The sequence below is a fragment of the Burkholderia sp. BCC1977 genome, from assembly GCF_905339595.1.
Classification (GTDB): domain Bacteria; phylum Pseudomonadota; class Gammaproteobacteria; order Burkholderiales; family Burkholderiaceae; genus Burkholderia.
This window is the reverse complement of the sequence record NZ_CAJPGQ010000029.1, coordinates 36,443-56,801: the sequence shown is the minus strand read 5'-3', so window position 1 is coordinate 56,801 and position 20,359 is coordinate 36,443. Positions and strand designations below refer to the sequence as shown.

Below are 20,359 nucleotides of genomic sequence, written 5' to 3'. Positions count from 1 at the left end.
TCCGGCAACAGGAAAGGATGATGGAAAGCGTCGATCTCGATGTACTGAAATCCAGCGCGCGCTGGCTCGACGAAGGGCGTCGCGCGCTGCTCGTGACGGTCGTGAAGACGTGGGGCTCGTCGCCCCGCCCCGAGGGCGCGATGCTCGCGGTGCGCGAGGACGGGCTCGTGGTCGGCTCCGTGTCCGGCGGCTGCATCGAGGACGACCTGATCGCCCGCGTGCATGCGAGCGGGATCGCGGCCGACGCCCGCCCGGAAGCCGTCAAGTACGGCGTGACGGCCGAGGAAGCGCACCGCTTCGGGCTGCCCTGCGGCGGCACGATCCAGCTCGTGCTGGAGCCGCTCACGCGCGACAGCGGGATCGCCGCGTTGTGCGCGGAAGTCGAAGCCGGCCGCCTCGTCACGCGCACGATGACGCTCGCGACCGGCCGCGCGTCGCTGTCGCCCGCGCAGGCGACCGACGGGCTCGCGTTCGACGGCGAACGGCTCGTGACGATCCACGGGCCGCGCTACCGGATGCTCGTGATCGGCGCCGGGCAATTGTCGCGCTATCTGTGCCAGATCGCGGTCGGGCTCGACTACCAGGTGACGGTCTGCGATCCGCGCGAGGAATACACGGATGCGTGGGACGTGCCGGGCACGCGCGTCGTGCACACCATGCCCGACGACACGGTGCTCGACATGAAGCTCGACGCGCGTTCGGCCGTGATCGCGCTCACGCACGACCCGAAGCTCGACGATCTCGCGCTGATGGAGGCGTTGAAGACGCCCGCGTTCTACGTGGGCGCGCTCGGCTCGCGGCGCAACAACGCGGCGCGGCGCGAGCGGCTGCTCGAATTCGACCTGAGCGACGCGGAACTGGCGCGGCTGCACGGGCCGGCCGGCATCTACATCGGCAGCCGCACGCCGCCGGAAATCGCGATCTCGATCCTCGCCGAGGTGACGGCCGCGAAGAACAACGTGTCGCTGCCGACGATCCTGCAGGTCGAGGGCGCGAAGGCCGCCCGCGAGATCGCGGCAAACAGCGGCGCGACCTGCGGCCTCTGAACGCCCCCAGACCTGTCGCTACGCGCCAGCCCCCCCCGTGTCGGTCATCCTCCAGGGGGACTTCCTTCGGGGCTGAAAACTCGGGGCGGCCCGGCGTTCTCTTGAAACCGGTCGCCCTCGGCGCACGGCCGCGCCGGATGGCCGTCACGGGCCGGCGGCAGGCCGGCGCGCGTCGATGGCGACGTCAGGCGAGGCCCGCGGCGAGCGCCGCGGCGACCGAGCCGGCCACCAGCACGACGCCGACCGTGCGGCGCTTGTTCAGCTCCGTCCACAGCAGCACGCCCGTCAGCGACAACAGGATCAGCGAACCCGCGATCGTGTCCATCAGCAGTACCCAGCCGAGACTCATGCCGACGCCGCGATGCAGGTTGTTCAGCGTCGTCAGGAACGTGTTGCCGGTGCGCTTCACCGATACGTAGCCGTTGCCGACCCAGTATTCGGCCTGCAGGTTCTGGTGCGGACCGAACAGGCCCATCTGCCAGTGCTCGGGCTGCATCACGCGCTTGTCGCCCCAGGCGACCGGCTGCGCAGGCTCCTTGCGCACGCGGCCCGGCCGGCCGTCGAAGTGCAGTTCGTGCTGCAGCCACGTCGTCATCGCGGCCGGCGACTTCGGCACCGGGTCCGGCAGCGCGATCTGCATCTGCTCGACCTGCGGTTCGCCGGTCGGGATCTTCAGCGGCGGCGCACGGTGGTTGAGCAGCACGCCCGTCACGCCGAACAGCAGCCCGAGCACCGCGCCCCACAGCCCGACCCAGCCGTGCACCTTGCGCAGCCATTTGATGAAGGTCGCACGGCGCGAGCGCTGGCGCCGCGCCGCCAGTTCGGCGTCGCTCAGGGGCCGTGCGGCCGGATGCAGCACGGTGATGCCCGCGGGGGGCCTGCCCGCCTGCGGCGGGGCGATCGTTTCGGGCGCGTTCACGCGAGAGTATCCATTCGTTCAAAGCAACGGGCGGCGCACGGAAAAACGTGCGCCGCCCGGGCAGCATGAAAATGAGAATGGATATCATTACATAAATGACGCGGCCGCTCAATCCGCCGGCTGATGGCACGGCGAGCGCGAAAGCCCGGCGATAACCGACAAAGCACGCGGATTACACGCCGATCCCGGCCAATAAAAGAAAAATGCCGGCGAAATGATCGCGAAAGACCCGGACAGCATTTCGCAAGAAAACCGGCGCCCGCGAGCGCTCAGCGTCGCAGCGGCGGCAGCGGAAAGCGCGGCGCGGCGTCGCCCGGCTCGGGCTCGATGCGATCGAGCGCATACAGCCACGCAAGGAGATCCGCGACGGCCTGGTAAAGCTGCGGCGGAATCCGGTCGTCGAGGTCGACCTGCATCAGCAGCGACACCATCTCAGGCGCGGTATGCACGTACAGCCCCGCGTCCCGGGCGCGCGCGACGATCATGTCGGCGAGCAGGCCATACCCCTTCGCGACCACGCGCGGCGCGGTATCGCCGCCTTTCGGATCGTAGACGAGCGCGGCCGCGCGCTTGCGGGACGTCATGCTCATCGCGGCACCTCGTCGTCGCCGCCCGGCGTGCCGCCAGCCGCACTGCGCGCATACGCGGCGGCCGCCGCTTGCGCGACGAGCGGATCGAAGCTGTCCGGTTCGTCGCCGACCGCGCGGATCGACAGTCCGCCGAGCTGCAGGCCCGATCCCTCGAACCGCTGCCGCAGCGCGGCCTCGTTCCGCGTGAGCCGGTCGGCGCCGGCCGAGTTCGCACGCAGGCGCGCGACGAGCTGCGTGCCGTTCAACACCAGCTCCGCGTCGACCGTGCCGAGCGACGGCAGCGTGAGCGTCAGCCGCGTGCGCCAGGCGATCCCGTCGCCGGCGTCGTCGCCGCCGCGCGACGCGTGACCGCCCGGCTCGTCGGGCTCGATCGTCCAGTCGAGCCGTGCGCCGGGCCATGCCTCGCCCGTCCAGCGGAACTGGTCGGTCGCGAGTGCATCGAGCTGCTGCCGGACGATCGGCACGGCGGCCGGATGCACGGGAGCCGCTGCCTGCGCCTGCGGATCGGCCGACGCAGCGGCCAGTTCGGCGCGCGCCGGCGTCCAGCGCGTGCCGGGGTGGTCGCCGAGCGGGTCGGTCAGCGCGGCAGTGCCCGACGCAGTACCTGGCCGGGCGGCCAGCTGCGCGTTCTGCGCAAGCTCGTGCGGGACGGCACCGCCCGGCGCGGGCACACCCGGCTGCGTGACGGATCGCGGCGCCGCCGTCGGCAACGGCAGACGCTGCGCGAGCAGTTCGTCGAGCACGTCGGGCGCATCTTGCTGCGCGGCATCCGGGGCGGGTTGCACCGGCGCGGTCGTAAGGCGCGCCTGCGGTTCGCGCATCAGCGCGGCGAGCGGACGCTGGCCGGCCAGCCACTGCGCGAGATGGGATTCGTAGAAGAGGCCGCTTTCGCTCACGGCCTGCGCGAGCGCCGCGCGCAGCGCCGCGACGGGCGGCGCGGTCGCCGCAGCGCGCGCGGCCGCGACGTCCGACGCGGATGAGGCAGCGGACGAGGCAGCGGAAGAAGCGGCAGTGGAAGCGGCGGTGGACGCAGCCGGACCGGCGGCCGGCGGCCCGTCCGGCGACACGGCCGCCGCGGCGTTCAGCAGCACGGAAGGATCGGCCAGCAGCGGCGTGCGCCCGGCGATCACGGGCGTCGCGATGCCGCCCGAGCGCGAGATCGCGTCGAGCACGAGCGCGACATCGGACAGCGCGGTCTGCGCGGACGCCGGCGGCGCGGCCGGCGTGGCCCCTGTCGAAGACGGCGACGACGCGCCGGCGCCCGGCGTGCCGACCTGCGCCGCCGCGCCGCCGGCGGGCGCCGTCACGGTGCCGGTCAGCAGGCTGTCGAGGCGGCTCGCCAGCAGGGCGGCCGCAACGGAGTCGATACCGGTCATGATCGGAGCCTGATCACCTCAGCCACATCGTTGCGAAGCCGGGCACGCGGCAACCGCCGCCCCGGCAAACGGGCACTACCCGCGAGCGCGGTAGAGATCGGTCAATACCTTGGTCGAGCGCCGCGCCTCGAACAGCGCGGACAGCCGCGCGACTTCCGGGCTCGCGAGATCGCGGATCGCGGCGTCGTCGGCGAGGATGCGGCGGATCAGCGCGAGCTTGCGGCCGAGGTCCGCTTCGTCGAGCGCGACGCCCGGATCGGCCTCCTTCAACCCGTCGACGAGCCGCAGGAATTCGGCCTGCAACGCCGGCAGCGCGTTCCAGTCCGCGCCGCGCGCCGCGCACAGCATGCGGCCCGACACGGCCGCGAGCGCCTCGTAGCAGGCGAAGTATTCGGCCTTGAGTTTCATCGCGCCGCGCCCGCCGCCTGTTGCGCGGCCATGCGAGCGACTTCCGGGGCGATGCCCGTCCACGCTTCCTCGAGCGTCGCGAGCAGCCCGTCGACCTCGACCAGCATCGCGTCGCTCGCCTGCAGGTTGGCTTCCAGCAGGCGCCGGCCGATATACGCGTACAGCGCGTCGAGGCGCCCGGCGATCTGGCCGCCCGCGTCGCGGTTCAGCGACGCCTGCAGGCCGCTCTCGACGATCCCGATCGCCTTGCCGATCGCATCGCCGCGTGCGGGCACGTTGCCCTGCTGCAAATGCATGCGCGCGAGCGCAATGGCCTGTCGCGCGCCCTGGTACAGCATCGCGATCAGCCGGTGCGGGGAGGCGCCCATCACCCCCGTCTCGACGCCGACACGCGCGTACGCACTGGCTCCAGCGTGTCCTGGGGAAAACATGCGCTTCTCCTTGTGATGCGTTGGCTATGCGGTGGCCGCCGCCCTGCGGTGCACGACGCGGCCTTGTTCCAGAGTTATCGGAAGGGAATTGAAAAGCTTTAGGTGCACGGCCCGCCGGGCCGGCCGGCAAACCGCTCCCGGGGGTGGCCGCTCCGGGGTGGCCGTCGCCGGATGGCCGCTCCCGGATGCCCGCCCCCGGTTGGCCGTCCCCGGTTGGCCGCCCCCGGTTGGCCGTCCCCGGATGGCCGCCCCCGGATGGCCGCCCCCGGTTGCCCGTCCCCGGATGCCCGTCGCGTCACACCGACATCTGCATGATGTCGTTGTACGCGCTCACGAGCTTGTTGCGGACCTGGAGCCCGAACTGGAAACCGATGTTGGCCTTCTGCATGTCGACCATCACGTCGTTCAGCGACACGTTCGCCGCGCCGACCTCGAACGCCTGCGCCTCGCCGAGCGCGTGCTGCTGGTCGCCGCTGATCTTGTCGAGCGACGCCTTCATCGCGCTCGCGAACGTGCCGGCGGTCGCGGCGCCCGAGCCGGCGAGCGCCGCCGTCGGGCTCGCCACGCCGCCGCTCGCTTGCGCGGCCATCGCCTGCATCTGTTGCAACACCGAACCGATTCCGCTGACGTTGGCAGCCATGCTGTCCCCAGACCTATAAGAGATGAGACCCGGACGCACCGGGCGATCCAACGGCGCCGCACGACGCGCACCATGCCGGATCGCGAAAAAGGATAGCAGCGCGGCGCGCGCCAAAGCCGTGAAAGTACGGGGGAAACTCCGCTCTTTTCGGTCGATCGGAGTCGCGCCCGGGTCCCGATAATCGCATCGTGTCATTGTCCGTCCGCTCGTCCGAGCGGCTCAGTCGTCCCGCTCCGGAGAAACTCCACGCATGGATTCGCAGGCCAACTCGCTGATCAACCCCGACGCCCGCACGGGCCTCGCCAGCCCGGTGCCAGGCGCCACCGCGGCCGCCGCGTTGCCGGGAGCAGGCGGCGCCGGCGCGGACTTCGGGTTCGGCGGTTTCGCGGAACGCCTCCCCGGCATCTCGCGGATGAAGGGCAACCCGAAGCTGCCGTTCGTGATCGCCGTCGCGCTCGCCATCGCCGCGATCACCGCGCTCGTGCTGTGGAGCCGCGCGCCCGACTATCGCGTGCTGTACAGCAACCTGTCGGACCGCGACGGCGGCGCGATCATCACCGCGCTCCAGCAGGCAAACGTTCCCTACAAGTTCGCCGACGCCGGCGGCGCGATCCTCGTGCCGTCGAACCAGGTGCACGAAACGCGCCTGAAGCTCGCCGCGATGGGCCTGCCCAAGGGCGGCTCGGTCGGCTTCGAGCTGATGGACAACCAGAAATTCGGCATCAGCCAGTTCGCCGAGCAGGTGAACTACCAGCGCGCGCTCGAAGGCGAGCTGCAGCGCACGATCGAATCGATCAACGCGGTGCGCGGCGCGCGCGTGCATCTCGCGATCCCGAAGCCGTCGGTGTTCGTGCGCGACAAGGAAGCGCCGAGCGCATCGGTGTTCGTCGACCTCTACCCGGGCCGCGTGCTCGACGAGGGCCAGGTCCAGGCGATCACGCGGATGGTGTCGTCCGGCGTGCCCGACATGCCGGCGAAGAACGTGACGATCGTCGACCAGGACGGCAACCTGCTGACGCAGTCCGCGTCGGCGTCCGGCCTCGACGCGAGCCAGCTCAAGTACGTGCAGCAGGTCGAGCACAACACGCAGAAGCGCATCGACGCGATCCTCGCGCCGATCTTCGGCACCGGCAACGCGCGCTCGCAGGTCAGCGCGGACATCGATTTCTCGAAGCTCGAGCAGACCTCGGAAAGCTACGCCCCGAACGGCACGCCGCAGCAGACCGCGATCCGCAGCCAGCAGACCAGCAGCGCGACCGAGCTCGCGCAGGGCGGCGCCTCGGGCGTGCCGGGCGCGCTGTCGAACACGCCGCCGCAGCCGGCCTCCGCGCCGATCGTCGCCGGCAACGGCCAGAACGGGCCGCAGTCGACGCCCGTCAGCGACCGCAAGGACCAGACCACCAACTACGAGCTCGACAAGACGATCCGCCACGTCGAGCAGCCGATGGGCAACGTGAAGCGGCTGTCGGTCGCCGTCGTCGTCAACTACCAGCCGGTCGCCGACGCGAAGGGCCACGTGACGATGCAGCCGCTGCCGCCCGCGAAGCTCGCGCAGATCGAGCAGCTCGTGAAGGACGCGATGGGCTACGACGAGAAGCGCGGCGACTCGGTGAACGTCGTGAACAGCGCGTTCTCGACCGTCAGCGATCCGTACGCCGACCTGCCGTGGTGGCGCCAGCCGGACATGATCGCGATGGCGAAGGAAGCCGCGAAGTGGCTCGGCATCGCGGCGGCCGCGGCGGCGCTCTATTTCATGTTCGTGCGCCCGGCGATGCGCCGCGCGTTCCCGCCGCCCGAGCCGGTCGCGCCGGCGCTCGCGGCGCCGGAGGATGCGGTCGTGCTCGACGGCCTGCCCGCCCCGGACAAGACCGACGAGCCCGATGCGCTGCTGCTCGGCTTCGAGAACGAAAAGAACCGCTACGAACGCAACCTCGACTACGCGCGCACGATCGCCCGCCAGGATCCGAAGATCGTCGCCACCGTCGTGAAGAACTGGGTGTCCGATGAACGCTGAAGGCCTGACCAAGAGCGCGCTGCTGCTGATGTCGATCGGCGAGGAAGAGGCCGCTGAAGTATTCAAGTTCCTCGCGCCGCGCGAGGTGCAGAAGATCGGCGCCGCGATGGCCGCGCTGAAGAACGTCACGCGCGAGCAGGTCGAGGACGTGCTGCAGGAGTTCGCGAAGGAAGCCGAGCAGCACACCGCGCTGTCGCTCGATTCGAGCGAGTACATCCGCTCGGTGCTGACCAAGGCGCTCGGCGAGGACAAGGCCGGCGTGCTGATCGACCGGATCCTGCAGGGCAGCGACACGAGCGGCATCGAAGGCCTGAAGTGGATGGACTCGGGCGCGGTGGCCGAACTGATCAAGAACGAGCATCCGCAGATCATCGCGACGATCCTCGTGCACCTCGACCGCGACCAGGCGTCCGAGATCGCGTCGTGCTTCACCGAGCGGCTGCGCAACGACGTGATGCTGCGGATCGCGACGCTCGACGGCATCCAGCCGGCCGCGCTGCGCGAGCTCGACGACGTGCTGACCGGCCTGCTGTCCGGCAGCGACAACCTGAAGCGCAGCCCGATGGGCGGCATCCGCACCGCGGCCGAGATCCTCAACTTCATGACGAGCAATCATGAAGAAGGCGTGCTCGAAAGCGTGCGCCAGTACGACGCCGACCTCGCGCAGAAGATCGTCGACCAGATGTTCGTGTTCGAGAACCTGCTCGACCTCGAGGATCGCGCGATCCAGATGGTGCTGAAGGAAGTCGAGTCGGAAACGCTGATCATCGCGCTGAAGGGCGCGCCGCCCGCGCTGCGCCAGAAGTTCCTCGCGAACATGTCGCAGCGCGCGGCCGAACTGCTCGCCGAGGATCTCGACGCGCGCGGCCCGGTGCGCGTGTCCGAAGTCGAGACGCAGCAGCGCCGCATCCTGCAGATCGTGCGCAACCTCGCCGAAAGCGGTCAGATCGTGATCGGCGGCAAGGCGGAAGACGCGTATGTCTGATTCCGCGCGCGACCGCGCCGGCACCCTCACCGCGTACCAGCGGTGGGAGATGGCGTCGTTCGATCCGCCGCCGCCCCCGCCGCCGCCCGACGACGCGGCAGCGGCCGCCGCCGCGCTCGCCGAGGAACTGCAGCGCGTGCGCGACGCCGCGCATGCCGAAGGCCATGCGGCCGGTCACGTCGAAGGCCAGGCACTCGGTTACCAGGCCGGTTTCGAGCAAGGCCGCGAGCACGGTTTCGAAGCCGGCCAGGCCGACGCCCGCGAGCAGGCCGCGCAGCTCGCGGCGCTCGCCGCGTCGTTCCGCGAAGCCGTGTCGAGCGTCGAGCACGATCTCGCGTCCGAGCTCGCGCAGCTCGCGCTCGACATCGCGCAGCAGGTCGTGCGCCAGCACGTGAAGCACGATCCCGCCGCGCTCGTCGCGGCGGTGCGCGACGTACTCGCCGCCGAGCCGGCGTTGTCCGGCGCGCCGCATCTCGCGGTGAATCCGGCCGACCTGCCCGTCATCGAAGCCTATCTGCAGGACGATCTCGATACGCTCGGCTGGAACGTGCGCGCCGACGCGTCGATCGAGCGCGGCGGCTGCCGCGCGCACGCCGCGACGGGCGAGGTCGACGCGACGCTGCCCACCCGCTGGCAGCGCGTCGCCGCCGCGATCGGCAAGGTGAGCGCATGGTGACGCCCACGCGCGAATCGATCCTGTACGACGGTATGACGCCGCTCGAACGCGAGCTCGCGCTCGCGTCGTTCGGCCCCGACGGCATGCTCGACACCGCGCACGACGCGCACGACGCGCCGGCGCACGCGACGGATGCCGCCGGCGATGCGCCGCGCGCGCCGCACAATCCGCATCTCGCGCACTGGCGCACCCACCTGAACGGGCTCGCGACACGCAGCCACCGCGCGCTGCCGTTGCGGCCGTGCGGGCGCCTCACGCGCGCCGCGGGCCTCGTGCTCGAGGCGATCGGGCTGCGCCTGTCGGTCGGTGCCGAATGCACGATCGAATTGCCGCCCGGCAGCACGCTGCCGCACGCGGAAGCGGAAGTCGTCGGGTTCTCCGGCGATCGCCTGTTCCTGATGCCGACCACCGACGTCGCCGGCGTCTTGCCCGGCGCGCGCGTATGGCCGCTGGAGGCCGCGCCCGTCGCCGATCCGCTCGCGGGCGCCAAGCGGCTGCCGGTCGGCTGGGAGATGCTCGGGCGCGTCGTCGACGCGTCGGGCCGCCCGCTCGACGGCCTGGGCCCGCTTGCGTCGAAGGTCGACGCGCCGCTGTCGGCGCCGTCGATCAACCCGCTCGATCGCGAGCCGATCCACCACGTGCTCGACGTCGGCGTGCGCGCGATCAACGGGCTGCTCACCGTCGGCCGCGGGCAGCGAATGGGCCTGTTCGCGGGCTCCGGCGTCGGCAAATCGGTGCTGCTCGGCACGATGGCGCGCTACACCAGCGCGGAAGTGATCGTGATCGGGCTGATCGGCGAACGTGGCCGCGAAGTGAAGGAATTCATCGAACAGATCCTCGGCGAGGACGGGCTCGCGCGCTCGGTCGTCGTCGCGGCGCCGGCCGACGTGTCGCCGCTGCTGCGGATGCAGGGCGCCGCCTACGCGACCTCGCTCGCCGAATATTTCCGCGACCAGGGCAAGCACGTGCTGCTGCTGATGGATTCGCTGACGCGCTACGCGATGGCGCAGCGCGAGATCGCGCTCGCGATCGGCGAGCCGCCCGCGACCAAGGGCTATCCGCCGTCGGTGTTCGCGAAGCTGCCCGCACTCGTCGAGCGCACCGGCAACGGGCCCGAAGGCGGCGGCTCGATCACCGCGTTCTACACGGTGCTGACCGAAGGCGACGACCAGCAGGACCCGATCGCCGACTCGGCGCGCGCGATCCTCGACGGCCACATCGTGCTGTCGCGCGCGCTCGCCGAAGCCGGCCACTATCCGGCGATCGACATCGAGGCATCGATCAGCCGCGCGATGACCGCGCTGATCGACGAAACGCATCTCGACCGCGTGCGGCAGTTCAAGCAGATGCTGTCGCGCTACCAGCGCAATCGCGACCTGATCGCGGTCGGCGCCTACGCGCCGGGCCGCGACGCGCAGCTCGACCGCGCGATCGCGCTCTACCCGCGCATCGAATCGTTCCTGCAGCAGGGCTTTCGCGAATGCGCACCGTTCGCGTCGAGCCTCGCCGCGCTCGATGCGCTGTTCGACGTACACGGAGGCTGATCCCGATGGCACCCGGTTTTCCCCTTCAACTGCTGCTCGACCGCGCGCAGGAAGACCTCGACACGGCCGCGAAGCAGCTCGGCACCGCGCAGCGCGACCGCACCGCGGCCGCCGAACAGCTCGATGCGCTGCTGCGCTATCGCGACGAATACCACGCGCGCTTCGCACAGTCCGCGCAGCACGGGATGCCGGCCGGCAACTGGCGCAATTTCCAGGCGTTCATCGATACGCTCGACGCGGCGATCGTGCAGCAGCGCAACGTGCTGGCCGCGGCCGAGGTCCGCATCGACGAGGCGCGCCCGAACTGGCAACAGAAGAAGCGCACCGTCGGCTCATACGAAATCCTGCAGGCGCGCGGCGTCGCGCAGGAAGCGCAGCGTACCGCGAAGCGCGAACAGCGCGACGCCGACGAACACGCCGCGAAGATCCTGCGCATGCGGGCCGACGCGGCCCGCTCGGCGTAACCGCTCACCGCTTTCGAACGAGAGAATCGTCATGCCTCCCCTGCCCCTGCTCGGCGCGCTGCTCGACACCGCCGGCACCGCACTCAAGGCCGTCCGCGACGCGGGTTCGTCCGCCGCCGCCAAGTCCACCGGCAACGATGCCGCAACCAGCCCGGCCGCCGTGCCGTTCGCGCAGACGCTGAAGCAAAGCGTCGGCACGCGGCACGACGCGGCGCTCGCCGGCAAGCCGGACGTCTCGACGAAGCAGGCATCGTCGACGCCGGCCGCCGGCACGAAGCTGTCCGACCACGACAGCGACGACGACAAGTCGACCGACGACGCGAACGCGACGCCCAATCCCGACGCCGCCGCGCTCGCCGCGGCCGCCGCCGTGCAGGCACAACTGCAGGTGCGCGCGAACGACACGGCGCCGGCCGATGCCGAAACCGCCGCCGCTTCCGCCACTTCCGCCACCGCCGTGCAAACGACGGCCGTATCCGGCCAGCCCGACGCCACGGCCGCGCTGACGAATCATGCCGGCAAGGATGCGGCCGCCGAGCCGGCTGCCCCGGCGTCGGGTCGCGACGCGCTGCAGGCCGCGCTGGCGAAGTTGACGGGCGGTGCGGGTGCGATCGCGATGCCCGCGACGGGCACGGCGGCGGCAGCAGCGGCGGCACCGGCAGCGACGACGAGCGAATCGGCCGCCGCCGCGCCGCTGACGCCGAAAGTCCCGACCTTCGACCGCACGCTCGCCGACGCGAAAGGCGCGCTCGCGACACAGCAGACGCCCGCGCAAACCACCGCACCGGCGCTGCAGGCCGGCGCCACCGGCCAACCCGCCGCGCACGCATTCGCGGCCGCCGAGGAAACCGCGAGCCCGGCCGCCGACGCAACGGCCGCTGCCGCCGCCACGGCTGCGGCAGCCGCACAGGCGAACCTCCAGGCATCGCCCGCCGCCAGCACGATCGCCGCGGCCAACACGCATGTGCTGGCCCCGCATGTCGGCACCGCCGACTGGACCGACGCGCTGAGCCAGAAGGTCGTGTTCCTGTCGAATGCGCACCAGCAGAGCGCCGAGCTGACGCTGAACCCGCCGGACCTCGGCCCGCTGCAGGTCGTGCTGCGCGTCGCGGACAACCACGCGCATGCGCTGTTCGTGTCGCAGCACGCGCAGGTGCGCGACGCGGTGGAAGCCGCGCTGCCGAAGCTGCGCGAAGCGATGGAAGCCGGCGGTCTCGGCCTGGGCAGCGCGACCGTCAGCGCCGGCGGTTTCGCGTCGCAGCAGCAGAGCCCGCAACAAGGCTTCGCCGGCGGCCAGTCGTCGCCGCGCGCACGCGCCGGATCGTCAGCCGTCGACGCACCGGTCGACGCTGCCCAATCCGCAGCGGCCGGCGCGACCGTGAGCCGCGCGGGCCTCGTCGATACGTTCGCCTGAGCATCGTGCCGGTCGCGGGCCGGTGCGCGCCGCTCAGCGGCCGTGCGCCGCCGCGGCCGCCTCGCCGCGCGGCACGCCGCCGCGGCGCGTCGCGACGATGAAGTCCGCCGCGCGTTCGCCGATCATCACCGACGGCGCATTCGTGTTCCCGCCGATCAGCGTCGGCATCACCGACGCATCCACCACCCGCAGCCCTTCGACGCCCCGCACGCGCAGTTGCGGATCCACGACCGCGCGCGCATCCGAGCCCATCCGGCAGGTGCCGACCGGGTGATAGATCGTGTCCGCATGCGCGACGATCGTCGCGCGCAGCTCGGCTTCGCTCTGGTCCGCCCGCGTGTACAGCTCGCGCCCGCCCTGCGACGCGAGCGGCGCCTGCGACAGGATCCGGCGCATCGCCTGCGCGCCGCGCACGAGCAGGTCGAGATCGCGCGTATCGCTGAAGAAACGCGGATCGATCAGCGGCGCGTCGCGCGCATCGCCGCTCGCGAGCGCGACCGTGCCGCGGCTGAACGGGCGCAGCGCGCACACGTGCAGCGAATAGCCGAAGCCCCAGTGCATCTTGCGGTTGTGATCGTCGACGAGCGCCGTGCAGAAATGCAGTTGCAGGTCCGGACGATCGAGCGACGGGTCGCTCTTGATGAAGCCGCCGGCCTCCGCGACGTTGCTCGTCATCATCCCCGTGCGGCTCGAGAAGTAGCGCGCGAGCGCCGGCGTCATCTTCGCGATCCCGCGCAGGCACACGCCGACCAGCTCCGACGAATTCACGCGCGTGTTGATGATGAAGTCGATATGGTCGATCAGGTTGGTGCCGACGTCCGGCGCGTCCTGCACAACCGCGATCCCGTGCCGGCGCAGCTGTTCCGCCGGCCCGATCCCCGAGCACATCAGCAGTTGCGGCGAATTGAACGCGCCGGCCGACAGGATCACTTCCGCGCGCGCGCCGAGCGTCTCGACGCGTCCATCGCGCGACACCACGACACCGACCGCGCGCTTGCCGTCGAAGCCCACGCGCAGCACCGTCGCATCGGTGATCACCTGCAGGTTCGGCCGGTTGCGGTCGTAGATGTACGCCCGCGCGACGCTGCAGCGCGAGCCGTCGCGATGCGTGACCTGATAGAAGCCGACGCCTTCCTGCGTCGCGCCGTTGAAATCGTCGTTGAGCGGATAACCGGCCGCGTGCGCGGCCTGGATGAATCGTTCGGAGAACGGATTGCGAAAGCGCAGATCGGACACCGTCAACGGGCCGTCCGCGCCATGCCATGCATCGGCGCCGCGTTGGTTGCCTTCCGCGCGGCGGAAATACGGCAGCACGTCGCGCCAGCCCCAGTCCGTCGCGCCGAGTTGCGCCCATTCGTCGTAGTCGCCCGGGTGGCCGCGCGTATAGATCATCGCGTTGATCGCGCTCGAGCCGCCCATTCCGCGACCGCGCGGCTGGTAGCCGCGGCGGCCGCCGAGCCCCGGCTGCGGCACCGTTTCGTAACCGTAGTTCGTACCGAGCTTGAACGGCACGAGCGCCGCGATCCCCACCGGCATGTTGACGAGCAGGTTGCGCTCCGTGTGCGAGCCGGCCTCGATCAGCGCGATGGTCGCGTCCGGGCATGCATCGGCGAGGCGGCTGGCGAGGCTCGACCCGCCCGACCCTCCGCCGACGATGATGTAGTCGTATTGCATGTCACGTCTCCTTCGTGTCATGAACGGCGCCCGGCGCGGCCCGGCTCCCGCTTGTAATGTTCGGGCATTGTAGGAATGGCCGTCGCGCGCGCGGCACGCCGATTCAAGAGCGATTCCTCTAAACGCCCGCGTGAACTAAATTTAAGATGTATCGATTGATGCGACGCGATGCACCGGCCGAAAGAAGCCGCGCCGTCGCGAAACTGGGGAGACGACGATGCAGCGCGACGTTCTGCAGGCCGCGTGCCGACCGGGTTGTCCGGACGCACCGCGCACGGCCTGCATTTCATTTCAAACGGATGCCCGGGCGGTGACGTGCAACACCGTGCGCGCGGCCGGTCGAAATCGAACGACGCCACGTATCGCCGACCGTTTGAACGGCGCGTCGGATGCGCGGCAGGCCCTGCCTGCAAGCGTATCGTCACGCGCATCACGCTGCCCCGGTTCGGCGCGTCGGCAAGCGCCGGCGGCGCGCGATCGCGCACCATTCGGAACTCGCATCGAGCCGTACGCGCATCCCGGGCAACCCCGTTTTGGAACGCGAACACCGTCGCGCGGATGCGACGCTTGCCGCACGCTGCACCCTGTTTTCGCCCGCGCATCGCATCCGGCCCCGCGCCGCGCGACGCGCGCCATCCTGACCCGCCCCGCCACGCTCGCCGAGCGGGTACGTGCGGCCTGACTGCTGGCCGACGTGCCACGCCCAACTGGAGGAGACGACATGAAGAACGACCTGCCCGAACTGGCCCCGCAAGCGCTGCCGTCGGTCGATGCGCTGACGTCGCTGCTGCGCGACCAGCGCGCGGCCTATCTGCGCGCGCCGTATCCGGAGTGGGACACCCGCGCGCAGCACCTGCGCGCGCTGCGCACGATGCTGATCGATCACGCGGATGCGCTCGCCGAGGCGATCAGCGCCGACTTCGGGCATCGCGCGAAACAGGAAGTGCTGCTGTCGGAAATCTGGATGGCGAAGGAAGAGATCGACGACGCGCTCAAGCACGGCAAGCGCTGGATGAAGCCCACCGCCAAGCCGATGAACAAGTGGCTGCGGCCGGCACGCGCGAAGGTGCTGCCGCAGCCGCTCGGCGTGGTCGGCATCGTCGTGCCGTGGAACTATCCGATCCTGCTCGCGGCCGGGCCGCTGATCTGCGCGCTCGCGGCCGGCAACCGCGCGATCGTCAAGATGTCCGAACTGACGCCGCGCACGTCGGCGCTGTTCGAACAGCTGATCGCGAAGACCTTCTCGCGCGACCACGTCGCGGTCGTGAACGGCGATGCGGAGATCGGCGCCGCGTTCAGCGCGCTGCCGTTCGATCACCTGCTGTTCACCGGCTCGACGCAAGTCGGCCGTCACGTGATGCGCGCCGCGGCCGACAATCTCACCCCTGTCACGCTCGAGCTCGGCGGCAAGTCGCCGGCGATCGTCGGCCCGAATGCGCGCTTCGATGCGGCCGTCGACGCGATCATCGGCGGCAAGACGCTGAACGCGGGCCAGACCTGCATCGCACCCGACTACGTGCTGCTGCCGCGCGGGATGGAAGCCGCGTTCATCGAGCGCGCGCGGGCGCGCTTCGCGAAGCTGTATCCGGACCTGTCGACCAACGGCGACTACACGACGATCGTGACGCCGCGCCATTACGCCCGGCTGCAACAGCTCGCGACCGACGCGCAGGCGGCCGGCGCGCAACTGCATCCGCTGTCGGACGCGCAGTCCGATCCCGTGTCGCGCCGCTTCGTGCCGTGCGCGGTCACGCACGTGCCGGTCGCGTCGCAGCTGATGCAGGAGGAAATCTTCGGGCCGCTGCTGCCGCTCGTGCCGTACGAGCGGCTCGACGAGGCGATCGCGTACGTGAACGCGCGGCCGCGGCCGCTCGCGCTGTATCTGTTCGACGAGGATGGCGGCACGGTCGACCGCGTGATGCGCGAAACGATCTCGGGCGGCGTGACGGTGAACGACGCGCTGATGCACATCGCGTGCGGCAGCTTGCCGTTCGGCGGTGTCGGCGCGAGCGGGATGGGCGCGTATCACGGCTACGACGGCTTCGTGACGTTCTCGAAAATGAAGCCCGTGCTCACGCAGGCGCGCCTGAATACCCGCGGGCTGATCGCACCGCCTTACGGCAAGCGCTTCGCGGCGGTAATCAGGATGATGCTGAGGTTCTGAGCGATGCGGGCCGCGCGCCACGCGCGTCGGCCCGCCCGAGCATGCCGCGCGGCGAGGTTGCCGCGCGCGCCGTCACACGGGCCAGAGCGGCCCTTCCTGCATCGCGCCGATCTGCTCGCGCAGCTCGAGCACGCGTGCTTCCCAGTAGCGATGCGTGTTGAACCACGGGAACGCGGCCGGAAACGCCGGATCGTCCCAGCGGCGCGCCAGCCAGGCCGCGTAGTGGATCAGGCGCAGCGTGCGCAGCGCTTCGACCAGATGCAGCTCGCGCGGCTCGAATTCGCAGAAGTCCTCATAACCGGCGAGCAGGTCCGCGAGCGCGCGCGACGCGCCTTCGCGATCGCCGGGCAGCAGCAGCCACAGATCCTGGACCGCGGGCGCCATCCGGCTGTCGTCGAAGTCGACGAAATGCGGGCCCGCGTCGGTCCACAGCACGTTGCTCGGATGGCAGTCGCCGTGCGTGCGCAGCAGGCGGATCTCGCCCGCCCGCTCGAACGCGGCCTCGACGCCTTCGAGCGCGAGCGCCACCGCTGTCGCGTAGGCGGGCCGTACATCGTCGGGGATGAAATCGTGCGCGAGCAGGTAGTCGCGCGGCTCGTAGCCGAACGTGCGGATGTCGAGCACGGGACGCGCGACATACGGCTGCGTCGCGCCGACCGCGTGAATGCGGCCGATGAAGCGGCCGAGCCATTCGAGCGTGTCGCTGCGGTCGAGATCGGGCGCGCGGCCGCCGCGCCGCTCGAAGATCGAGAAGCGAAAGCCGTCGAACGCGTGCAGCGTGCGGCCGTCGACGACGCGCGCGGGCACCGCCGGAATCTCGCGCGCGGCGAGTTCGGCGACGAACGCGTGTTCTTCCAGGATCGCGTCGTCCGACCAGCGCGCGGGCCGGTAGAACTTCGCGACGACGGGCGGGCCGTCTTCGATGCCGACCTGGTAGACGCGGTTCTCGTAGCTGTTGAGGGCGAGCAGGCGCCCGTCGGTGCGCAGCCCGGACGGCATCAGCACGCTGTCGAGCGCGTCGAGCACGCACTCGGGCGTGAGGCCGGCGAACGGCGGGCCGGCGGGCGTTGCGGGAGCGGAAGTGTCGTCTTTCATGCCCCGCATTGTGCCGTCAGCCGCGCCGAAACACGAGCGCCCGGTGCGGCACGCACGCTCAGTGGATCGCGGCGCCGGCCGGCAGCACGGATTCGCCGGTGTCGATCAGGTCCTCGAGAAAGAACGGTTCGGTGTTGAGTTCCTTCGACTCGCCCGGCACGCCCGCGTACCAGGTCACCATGGCCATGTCGCCCAGAACGCGCTGAACGATGCCGCGCGCGCCCTTCGGCACCGCGATATGGGTAGTGCAGACAATCGACCCGACATGCATGATGGTTCCCCACTCTTGAAACTTGAAACCCGGCTCGCTGGCGAGCCGGCAAATGCACGATCCGCGCCGCCCTCATCGGGGTGTTGCGCGTGATCCCATTGTTCACGGTTTATCGAAGCGCGAAAAGAAGAAGAAGCAGGCGAAGTGCCGCGAATTCGTCGAATGTCTCCAATCAACCACTGCGCCGCGCATGCGCTTGCACGGGCGGACACCCCCATCATACCCTGTCGAATGTGACTGCCCGCCGAATCCGCCCACACGCGCGGCGCGCACGCGAATCGCACGACGGGCGTATCGTCTGCCCTTTGCCCGGTCGTCACGAAACTTCGCGTGACCGCACCGAACGGAACCACGCCCGCGGCCTCGCGCCGCGACACCTCGCCTCCCTACCTCGAACGCGGCTCGCGCGGCTACTGGCGGCGCGCGAGCGTCGCGCTGCTGTTCGCCGGGTACGCGACCTTCTCGCGGCGCTACTACGTGCAGCCGCTGCTGCCGGAATTCTCGCGCACGTTCGGCGTCAGCCCCGTGCAGAGCAGTCTCACGCTGCCGTTCTCGACCGCCGCGGTCGCCGTCGCCGTGTTCGTCGCGGGCTTCGTCTCCAAAGGCGTGAGCCGCCACCGGCCGATGACGGCGTCGCTGCTGCTGTCGTCGCTGCTCACGCGCGTCGCCGCGTTCGCGCCGCACCGGCACCAGAGGCTCGTGCCGCGCGCGCTGACCGGGCTCGCGCTCGGCGGCGTGCCCGCGATCGGCATGGTGCATCTCGCCGAGGCAGTACGCCCGGACGGGCTCGGGCTCGCGATGGGGCGCTACGTCGGCGGCAACGCGATCGGCGGGATGGCCGGACGCGCGGCGCCGGCCTGCCGCCGACAGCTGTTGCGCTGGATCACCGCCTTGCGTTACCTTTGACGTTCATTCGCGTTCAAGCGCATTTCGACACGATGCATCCGCTCACGTCCGCCCTCGCAAAATCCCGGCCGCAGTTCGACTCGCGGCCGCAGGCGTGCGCGCATCCGTCGGTCCTCCCGCCTCCTGTCGCACCGCCGCTCGTCGGCGCCGCGCCGCCCCCGCCGGCGGCACGCGTCGGCTGACCGGCCGGCTTTCGTTCTCCGTTTTCCATTCGCCCGCTTGCGGCCGTTCGTGCGCGATCACGCACGGCGCGTTGCTACGCGCGCGACATGGAACGTTTCGATCCGTTCGACAGGTGGATTCACATGGTTTCGTTCAAACGCGCGCTCGCCGCGCATGGCGTGACGTCGCTCTTCGTCTTGCTGTGGAGCAGCGGCGCGATCTTCGCTGAACTCGGTCTGCGTCACGCATCCGCGTTCGTCTTTCTCACCGCACGATTCGCGCTCGCGTCACTCGTGCTGCTCGTGCTCGCCGTCATGCGCGGACGCTGGCTGCCGCCGCGCGGCGAGCGGCGCATGGCCGCGCTGACCGGTCTGCTGATGATGGGCGGCTATTCGATCTTCTACCTGCTCGCGCTCGACCGCGGGATCGCGCCGGGCGTGCTCGCGACGATCCTCGGCGTGCAGCCGATCCTCACGCTCGCGATCGTCGAGCGGCGCTGGCAGCCGATGCGCATCGCCGGGCTCGGGCTGTCGCTGGCCGGCCTCGCCCTCGTCGTGTGCCGCGGCGTGGGCGGTGCCGGCCTGCCGCTCATGGGCGTCGCCTGCGCGCTCACGGCGCTCGTCGCGCTGACCGCCGGCTCGCTGCTGCAAAAGCGCGTGCGCGCGGCGCCTGCCGACGTGCTGCCGCTGCAGAACGCGATCGGCCTCGCGCTGTGCGTGGCGATCCTGCCGTTCCGGCCGATCTCGCTCGAGGTCGGCTGGGCATTCGTCGTGCCGCTGCTGTGTCTCGGCATCGTGATCTCGGTGATCGCGCAATTGCTGTTCTACCGGTTGATGCAGCGCGGCGATCTCGTCAACGTGACGAGCCTGTTCTATCTCGTACCCGTCGTCACCACGTTGATGGACGCGGCCTGGCTCGGCAACCGGCCCGAGCCGCTCGCGCTCGCCGGCATGGGGGCGATCGTCGCGGGGCTCGCGCTCGTCTTCCGCACGCCGGCCGTTCGCGCGCAACCCGATCGCGCGTAAGCGGACGGGCCGCCGCACCCGCGGGTACGGCGGCCCGTATCGAACACGTACGACGTTTCCGCGCAAATCGAAAGGAACGGGAAAGACTTGCGCAAGGCATTCGTCCGATTCGCGGAAAAAATGCGGAATCCCCGGGGTTTTCCGCATACTTTTAATGGTTCGGATAGCGAAAAACGCGGCGAGGTTGCCTATACTCGAACTGTCCGACCCGCTCTCGATCGGGTCGGTCCAACTATCAGAAATGCCCGGCATGGGGCTGGAAGACGCGCGTGCGCCCGTTCCGGCCGACTATGGAGACACGCATGACGACCTATTTCACGATCGGCGACTTCATCCTGTTGATTCCGATGGCGCTGGCCGGAGCGCTATTTCTCGGCGCGGTGCCGTGTGCAACCGAATTCCGCCACAACCTGCTGCGCGTGCTCGGCGTCATCCTCGGCGTCGGCGTGGCGGTATTGCTCGTCGAAGGCCTGCCTGCGCTGCTCTAGCGACGCGCGTTGCGCGCGCCGGTCACCTCGCTGCATCGCAGCGACGTGACGGCTCGTGTGTGCGCTG

The 20,359-nt window shown here is 70.4% G+C and carries 19 protein-coding genes and 1 pseudogene; 11 read left to right on the top strand and 9 right to left on the bottom strand.

Annotation, left to right across the window (positions count from 1 at the left end; translation table 11 throughout):
• Positions 1 to 20 precede the first annotated feature (20 nt).
• On the top strand, positions 21 to 1,046 hold the full coding sequence (locus U5771_RS22890) for an XdhC family protein (RefSeq protein WP_322026062.1): 1,026 nt from the start codon (positions 21 to 23) through the stop codon (positions 1,044 to 1,046).
• 184 nt (positions 1,047 to 1,230) lie between these two features.
• Here the strand turns inward: U5771_RS22890 and U5771_RS22885 are convergent, their stop codons facing one another.
• From U5771_RS22885 to fliE, 6 genes are all read right to left on the bottom strand, one after another.
• The gene (locus U5771_RS22885; protein ID WP_322026061.1) at positions 1,231 to 1,965 is read right to left on the bottom strand and encodes a PepSY-associated TM helix domain-containing protein; all 735 of its coding nucleotides are present in this window, start codon (positions 1,963 to 1,965) and stop codon (positions 1,231 to 1,233) included.
• 269 nt (positions 1,966 to 2,234) lie between these two features.
• Entirely contained in the window at positions 2,235 to 2,555 is a 321-nt protein-coding gene (locus tag U5771_RS22880) for an EscU/YscU/HrcU family type III secretion system export apparatus switch protein (protein ID WP_322026060.1), read from the bottom strand.
• Complete coding sequence (locus U5771_RS22875; protein WP_322026059.1) at positions 2,552 to 3,931, bottom strand: flagellar hook-length control protein FliK; 1,380 nt, start codon at positions 3,929 to 3,931, stop codon at positions 2,552 to 2,554. Before U5771_RS22875 ends, U5771_RS22880 begins: the two co-directional genes overlap by 4 nt.
• A gap of 75 nt (positions 3,932 to 4,006) precedes the next feature.
• Positions 4,007 to 4,339, bottom strand: a complete 333-nt coding sequence (locus U5771_RS22870; RefSeq protein ID WP_322026058.1) for a flagellar protein FliT — start codon at positions 4,337 to 4,339, stop codon at positions 4,007 to 4,009.
• A complete protein-coding gene (gene fliS, locus U5771_RS22865) occupies positions 4,336 to 4,770 on the bottom strand; it encodes a flagellar export chaperone FliS (protein WP_322026057.1) in 435 nt (144 codons plus the stop codon). The genes U5771_RS22870 and fliS overlap by 4 nt, the downstream gene beginning before the upstream one ends.
• 295 nt (positions 4,771 to 5,065) lie before the next feature.
• Positions 5,066 to 5,410, bottom strand: a complete 345-nt coding sequence (fliE, locus tag U5771_RS22860) for a flagellar hook-basal body complex protein FliE (protein WP_040142465.1) — start codon at positions 5,408 to 5,410, stop codon at positions 5,066 to 5,068.
• Positions 5,411 to 5,660: 250 nt separating this feature from the next.
• Between fliE and fliF the strand changes: the two genes are divergently transcribed.
• From fliF to U5771_RS22830, 6 genes are read left to right on the top strand one after another with little or no spacing between them, the layout of a single operon-like run.
• Positions 5,661 to 7,424, top strand: a complete 1,764-nt coding sequence (fliF, locus tag U5771_RS22855) for a flagellar basal-body MS-ring/collar protein FliF (protein WP_322026056.1) — start codon at positions 5,661 to 5,663, stop codon at positions 7,422 to 7,424.
• Positions 7,414 to 8,409: a flagellar motor switch protein FliG gene (fliG, locus tag U5771_RS22850; RefSeq protein ID WP_322026055.1), complete on the top strand. Its 996-nt coding sequence runs from the start codon at positions 7,414 to 7,416 to the stop codon at positions 8,407 to 8,409. Before fliF ends, fliG begins: the two co-directional genes overlap by 11 nt.
• On the top strand, positions 8,402 to 9,085 hold the full coding sequence (gene fliH, locus U5771_RS22845; protein WP_322026054.1) for a flagellar assembly protein FliH: 684 nt from the start codon (positions 8,402 to 8,404) through the stop codon (positions 9,083 to 9,085). The genes fliG and fliH overlap by 8 nt, the downstream gene beginning before the upstream one ends.
• Positions 9,079 to 10,629 carry a flagellar protein export ATPase FliI gene (gene fliI / locus U5771_RS22840; protein ID WP_322026053.1) on the top strand — a complete coding sequence of 517 codons (1,551 nt, stop codon included), beginning with the start codon at positions 9,079 to 9,081 and terminating at the stop codon, positions 10,627 to 10,629. Before fliH ends, fliI begins: the two co-directional genes overlap by 7 nt.
• Before the next feature lie 5 nt (positions 10,630 to 10,634).
• The gene (fliJ, locus tag U5771_RS22835; RefSeq protein ID WP_322026052.1) at positions 10,635 to 11,093 is read left to right on the top strand and encodes a flagellar export protein FliJ; all 459 of its coding nucleotides are present in this window, start codon (positions 10,635 to 10,637) and stop codon (positions 11,091 to 11,093) included.
• A gap of 31 nt (positions 11,094 to 11,124) precedes the next feature.
• The gene (locus tag U5771_RS22830) at positions 11,125 to 12,507 is read left to right on the top strand and encodes a flagellar hook-length control protein FliK (protein ID WP_322026051.1); all 1,383 of its coding nucleotides are present in this window, start codon (positions 11,125 to 11,127) and stop codon (positions 12,505 to 12,507) included.
• A gap of 33 nt (positions 12,508 to 12,540) precedes the next feature.
• On the opposite strand, the gene U5771_RS22825 is transcribed toward U5771_RS22830, so the two are convergent.
• Positions 12,541 to 14,181: a GMC family oxidoreductase gene (locus U5771_RS22825; RefSeq protein WP_322026050.1), complete on the bottom strand. Its 1,641-nt coding sequence runs from the start codon at positions 14,179 to 14,181 to the stop codon at positions 12,541 to 12,543.
• Positions 14,182 to 14,902: 721 nt separating this feature from the next.
• Between U5771_RS22825 and U5771_RS22820 the strand changes: the two genes are divergently transcribed.
• Positions 14,903 to 16,345 (top strand): coniferyl aldehyde dehydrogenase, encoded by a 1,443-nt coding sequence (locus U5771_RS22820; protein ID WP_322026049.1) that lies wholly within the window; start codon positions 14,903 to 14,905, stop codon positions 16,343 to 16,345.
• 72 nt (positions 16,346 to 16,417) lie between these two features.
• Here the strand turns inward: U5771_RS22820 and U5771_RS22815 are convergent, their stop codons facing one another.
• Together U5771_RS22815 and U5771_RS22810 are read right to left on the bottom strand one after the other, a co-directional pair.
• On the bottom strand, positions 16,418 to 17,449 hold the full coding sequence (locus U5771_RS22815; protein ID WP_322026048.1) for a serine/threonine protein kinase: 1,032 nt from the start codon (positions 17,447 to 17,449) through the stop codon (positions 16,418 to 16,420).
• Positions 17,450 to 17,498: 49 nt separating this feature from the next.
• Positions 17,499 to 17,711 (bottom strand): hypothetical protein, encoded by a 213-nt coding sequence (locus U5771_RS22810; protein ID WP_011886311.1) that lies wholly within the window; start codon positions 17,709 to 17,711, stop codon positions 17,499 to 17,501.
• Positions 17,712 to 18,041: 330 nt separating this feature from the next.
• Here U5771_RS22810 and U5771_RS22805 point away from each other — a divergent pair.
• The 3 genes and pseudogenes from U5771_RS22805 to U5771_RS22795 all read left to right on the top strand — a co-directional run.
• Positions 18,042 to 18,605, top strand: a pseudogene (locus tag U5771_RS22805) (MFS transporter); the annotation flags it as partial.
• 317 nt (positions 18,606 to 18,922) lie between these two features.
• A complete protein-coding gene (locus U5771_RS22800; RefSeq protein ID WP_322026047.1) occupies positions 18,923 to 19,804 on the top strand; it encodes a DMT family transporter in 882 nt (293 codons plus the stop codon).
• Positions 19,805 to 20,106: 302 nt separating this feature from the next.
• Entirely contained in the window at positions 20,107 to 20,292 is a 186-nt protein-coding gene (locus U5771_RS22795; RefSeq protein ID WP_014895742.1) for a hypothetical protein, read from the top strand.
• Positions 20,293 to 20,359 lie beyond the last annotated feature (67 nt).

Coding starts and splice junctions, on each gene's coding strand:
- U5771_RS22870 (WP_322026058.1), bottom strand. CDS start 4,339: ATGAAACTCAAGGCCGAATACTTCGCCTGCTACGAGGCGCTCGCGGCC.
- U5771_RS22810 (WP_011886311.1), bottom strand. CDS start 17,711: ATGCATGTCGGGTCGATTGTCTGCACTACCCATATCGCGGTGCCGAAG.
- U5771_RS22795 (WP_014895742.1), top strand. CDS start 20,107: ATGACGACCTATTTCACGATCGGCGACTTCATCCTGTTGATTCCGATG.
- U5771_RS22820 (WP_322026049.1), top strand. CDS start 14,903: ATGAAGAACGACCTGCCCGAACTGGCCCCGCAAGCGCTGCCGTCGGTC.
- U5771_RS22825 (WP_322026050.1), bottom strand. CDS start 14,181: ATGCAATACGACTACATCATCGTCGGCGGAGGGTCGGGCGGGTCGAGC.
- fliF (WP_322026056.1), top strand. CDS start 5,661: ATGGATTCGCAGGCCAACTCGCTGATCAACCCCGACGCCCGCACGGGC.
- U5771_RS22800 (WP_322026047.1), top strand. CDS start 18,923: ATGGTTTCGTTCAAACGCGCGCTCGCCGCGCATGGCGTGACGTCGCTC.
- U5771_RS22815 (WP_322026048.1), bottom strand. CDS start 17,449: ATGCGGGGCATGAAAGACGACACTTCCGCTCCCGCAACGCCCGCCGGC.
- U5771_RS22880 (WP_322026060.1), bottom strand. CDS start 2,555: ATGAGCATGACGTCCCGCAAGCGCGCGGCCGCGCTCGTCTACGATCCG.
- fliS (WP_322026057.1), bottom strand. CDS start 4,770: ATGTTTTCCCCAGGACACGCTGGAGCCAGTGCGTACGCGCGTGTCGGC.
- U5771_RS22830 (WP_322026051.1), top strand. CDS start 11,125: ATGCCTCCCCTGCCCCTGCTCGGCGCGCTGCTCGACACCGCCGGCACC.
- fliH (WP_322026054.1), top strand. CDS start 8,402: ATGTCTGATTCCGCGCGCGACCGCGCCGGCACCCTCACCGCGTACCAG.
- fliG (WP_322026055.1), top strand. CDS start 7,414: ATGAACGCTGAAGGCCTGACCAAGAGCGCGCTGCTGCTGATGTCGATC.
- U5771_RS22875 (WP_322026059.1), bottom strand. CDS start 3,931: ATGACCGGTATCGACTCCGTTGCGGCCGCCCTGCTGGCGAGCCGCCTC.
- fliJ (WP_322026052.1), top strand. CDS start 10,635: ATGGCACCCGGTTTTCCCCTTCAACTGCTGCTCGACCGCGCGCAGGAA.
- fliE (WP_040142465.1), bottom strand. CDS start 5,410: ATGGCTGCCAACGTCAGCGGAATCGGTTCGGTGTTGCAACAGATGCAG.
- fliI (WP_322026053.1), top strand. CDS start 9,079: ATGGTGACGCCCACGCGCGAATCGATCCTGTACGACGGTATGACGCCG.
- U5771_RS22890 (WP_322026062.1), top strand. CDS start 21: ATGGAAAGCGTCGATCTCGATGTACTGAAATCCAGCGCGCGCTGGCTC.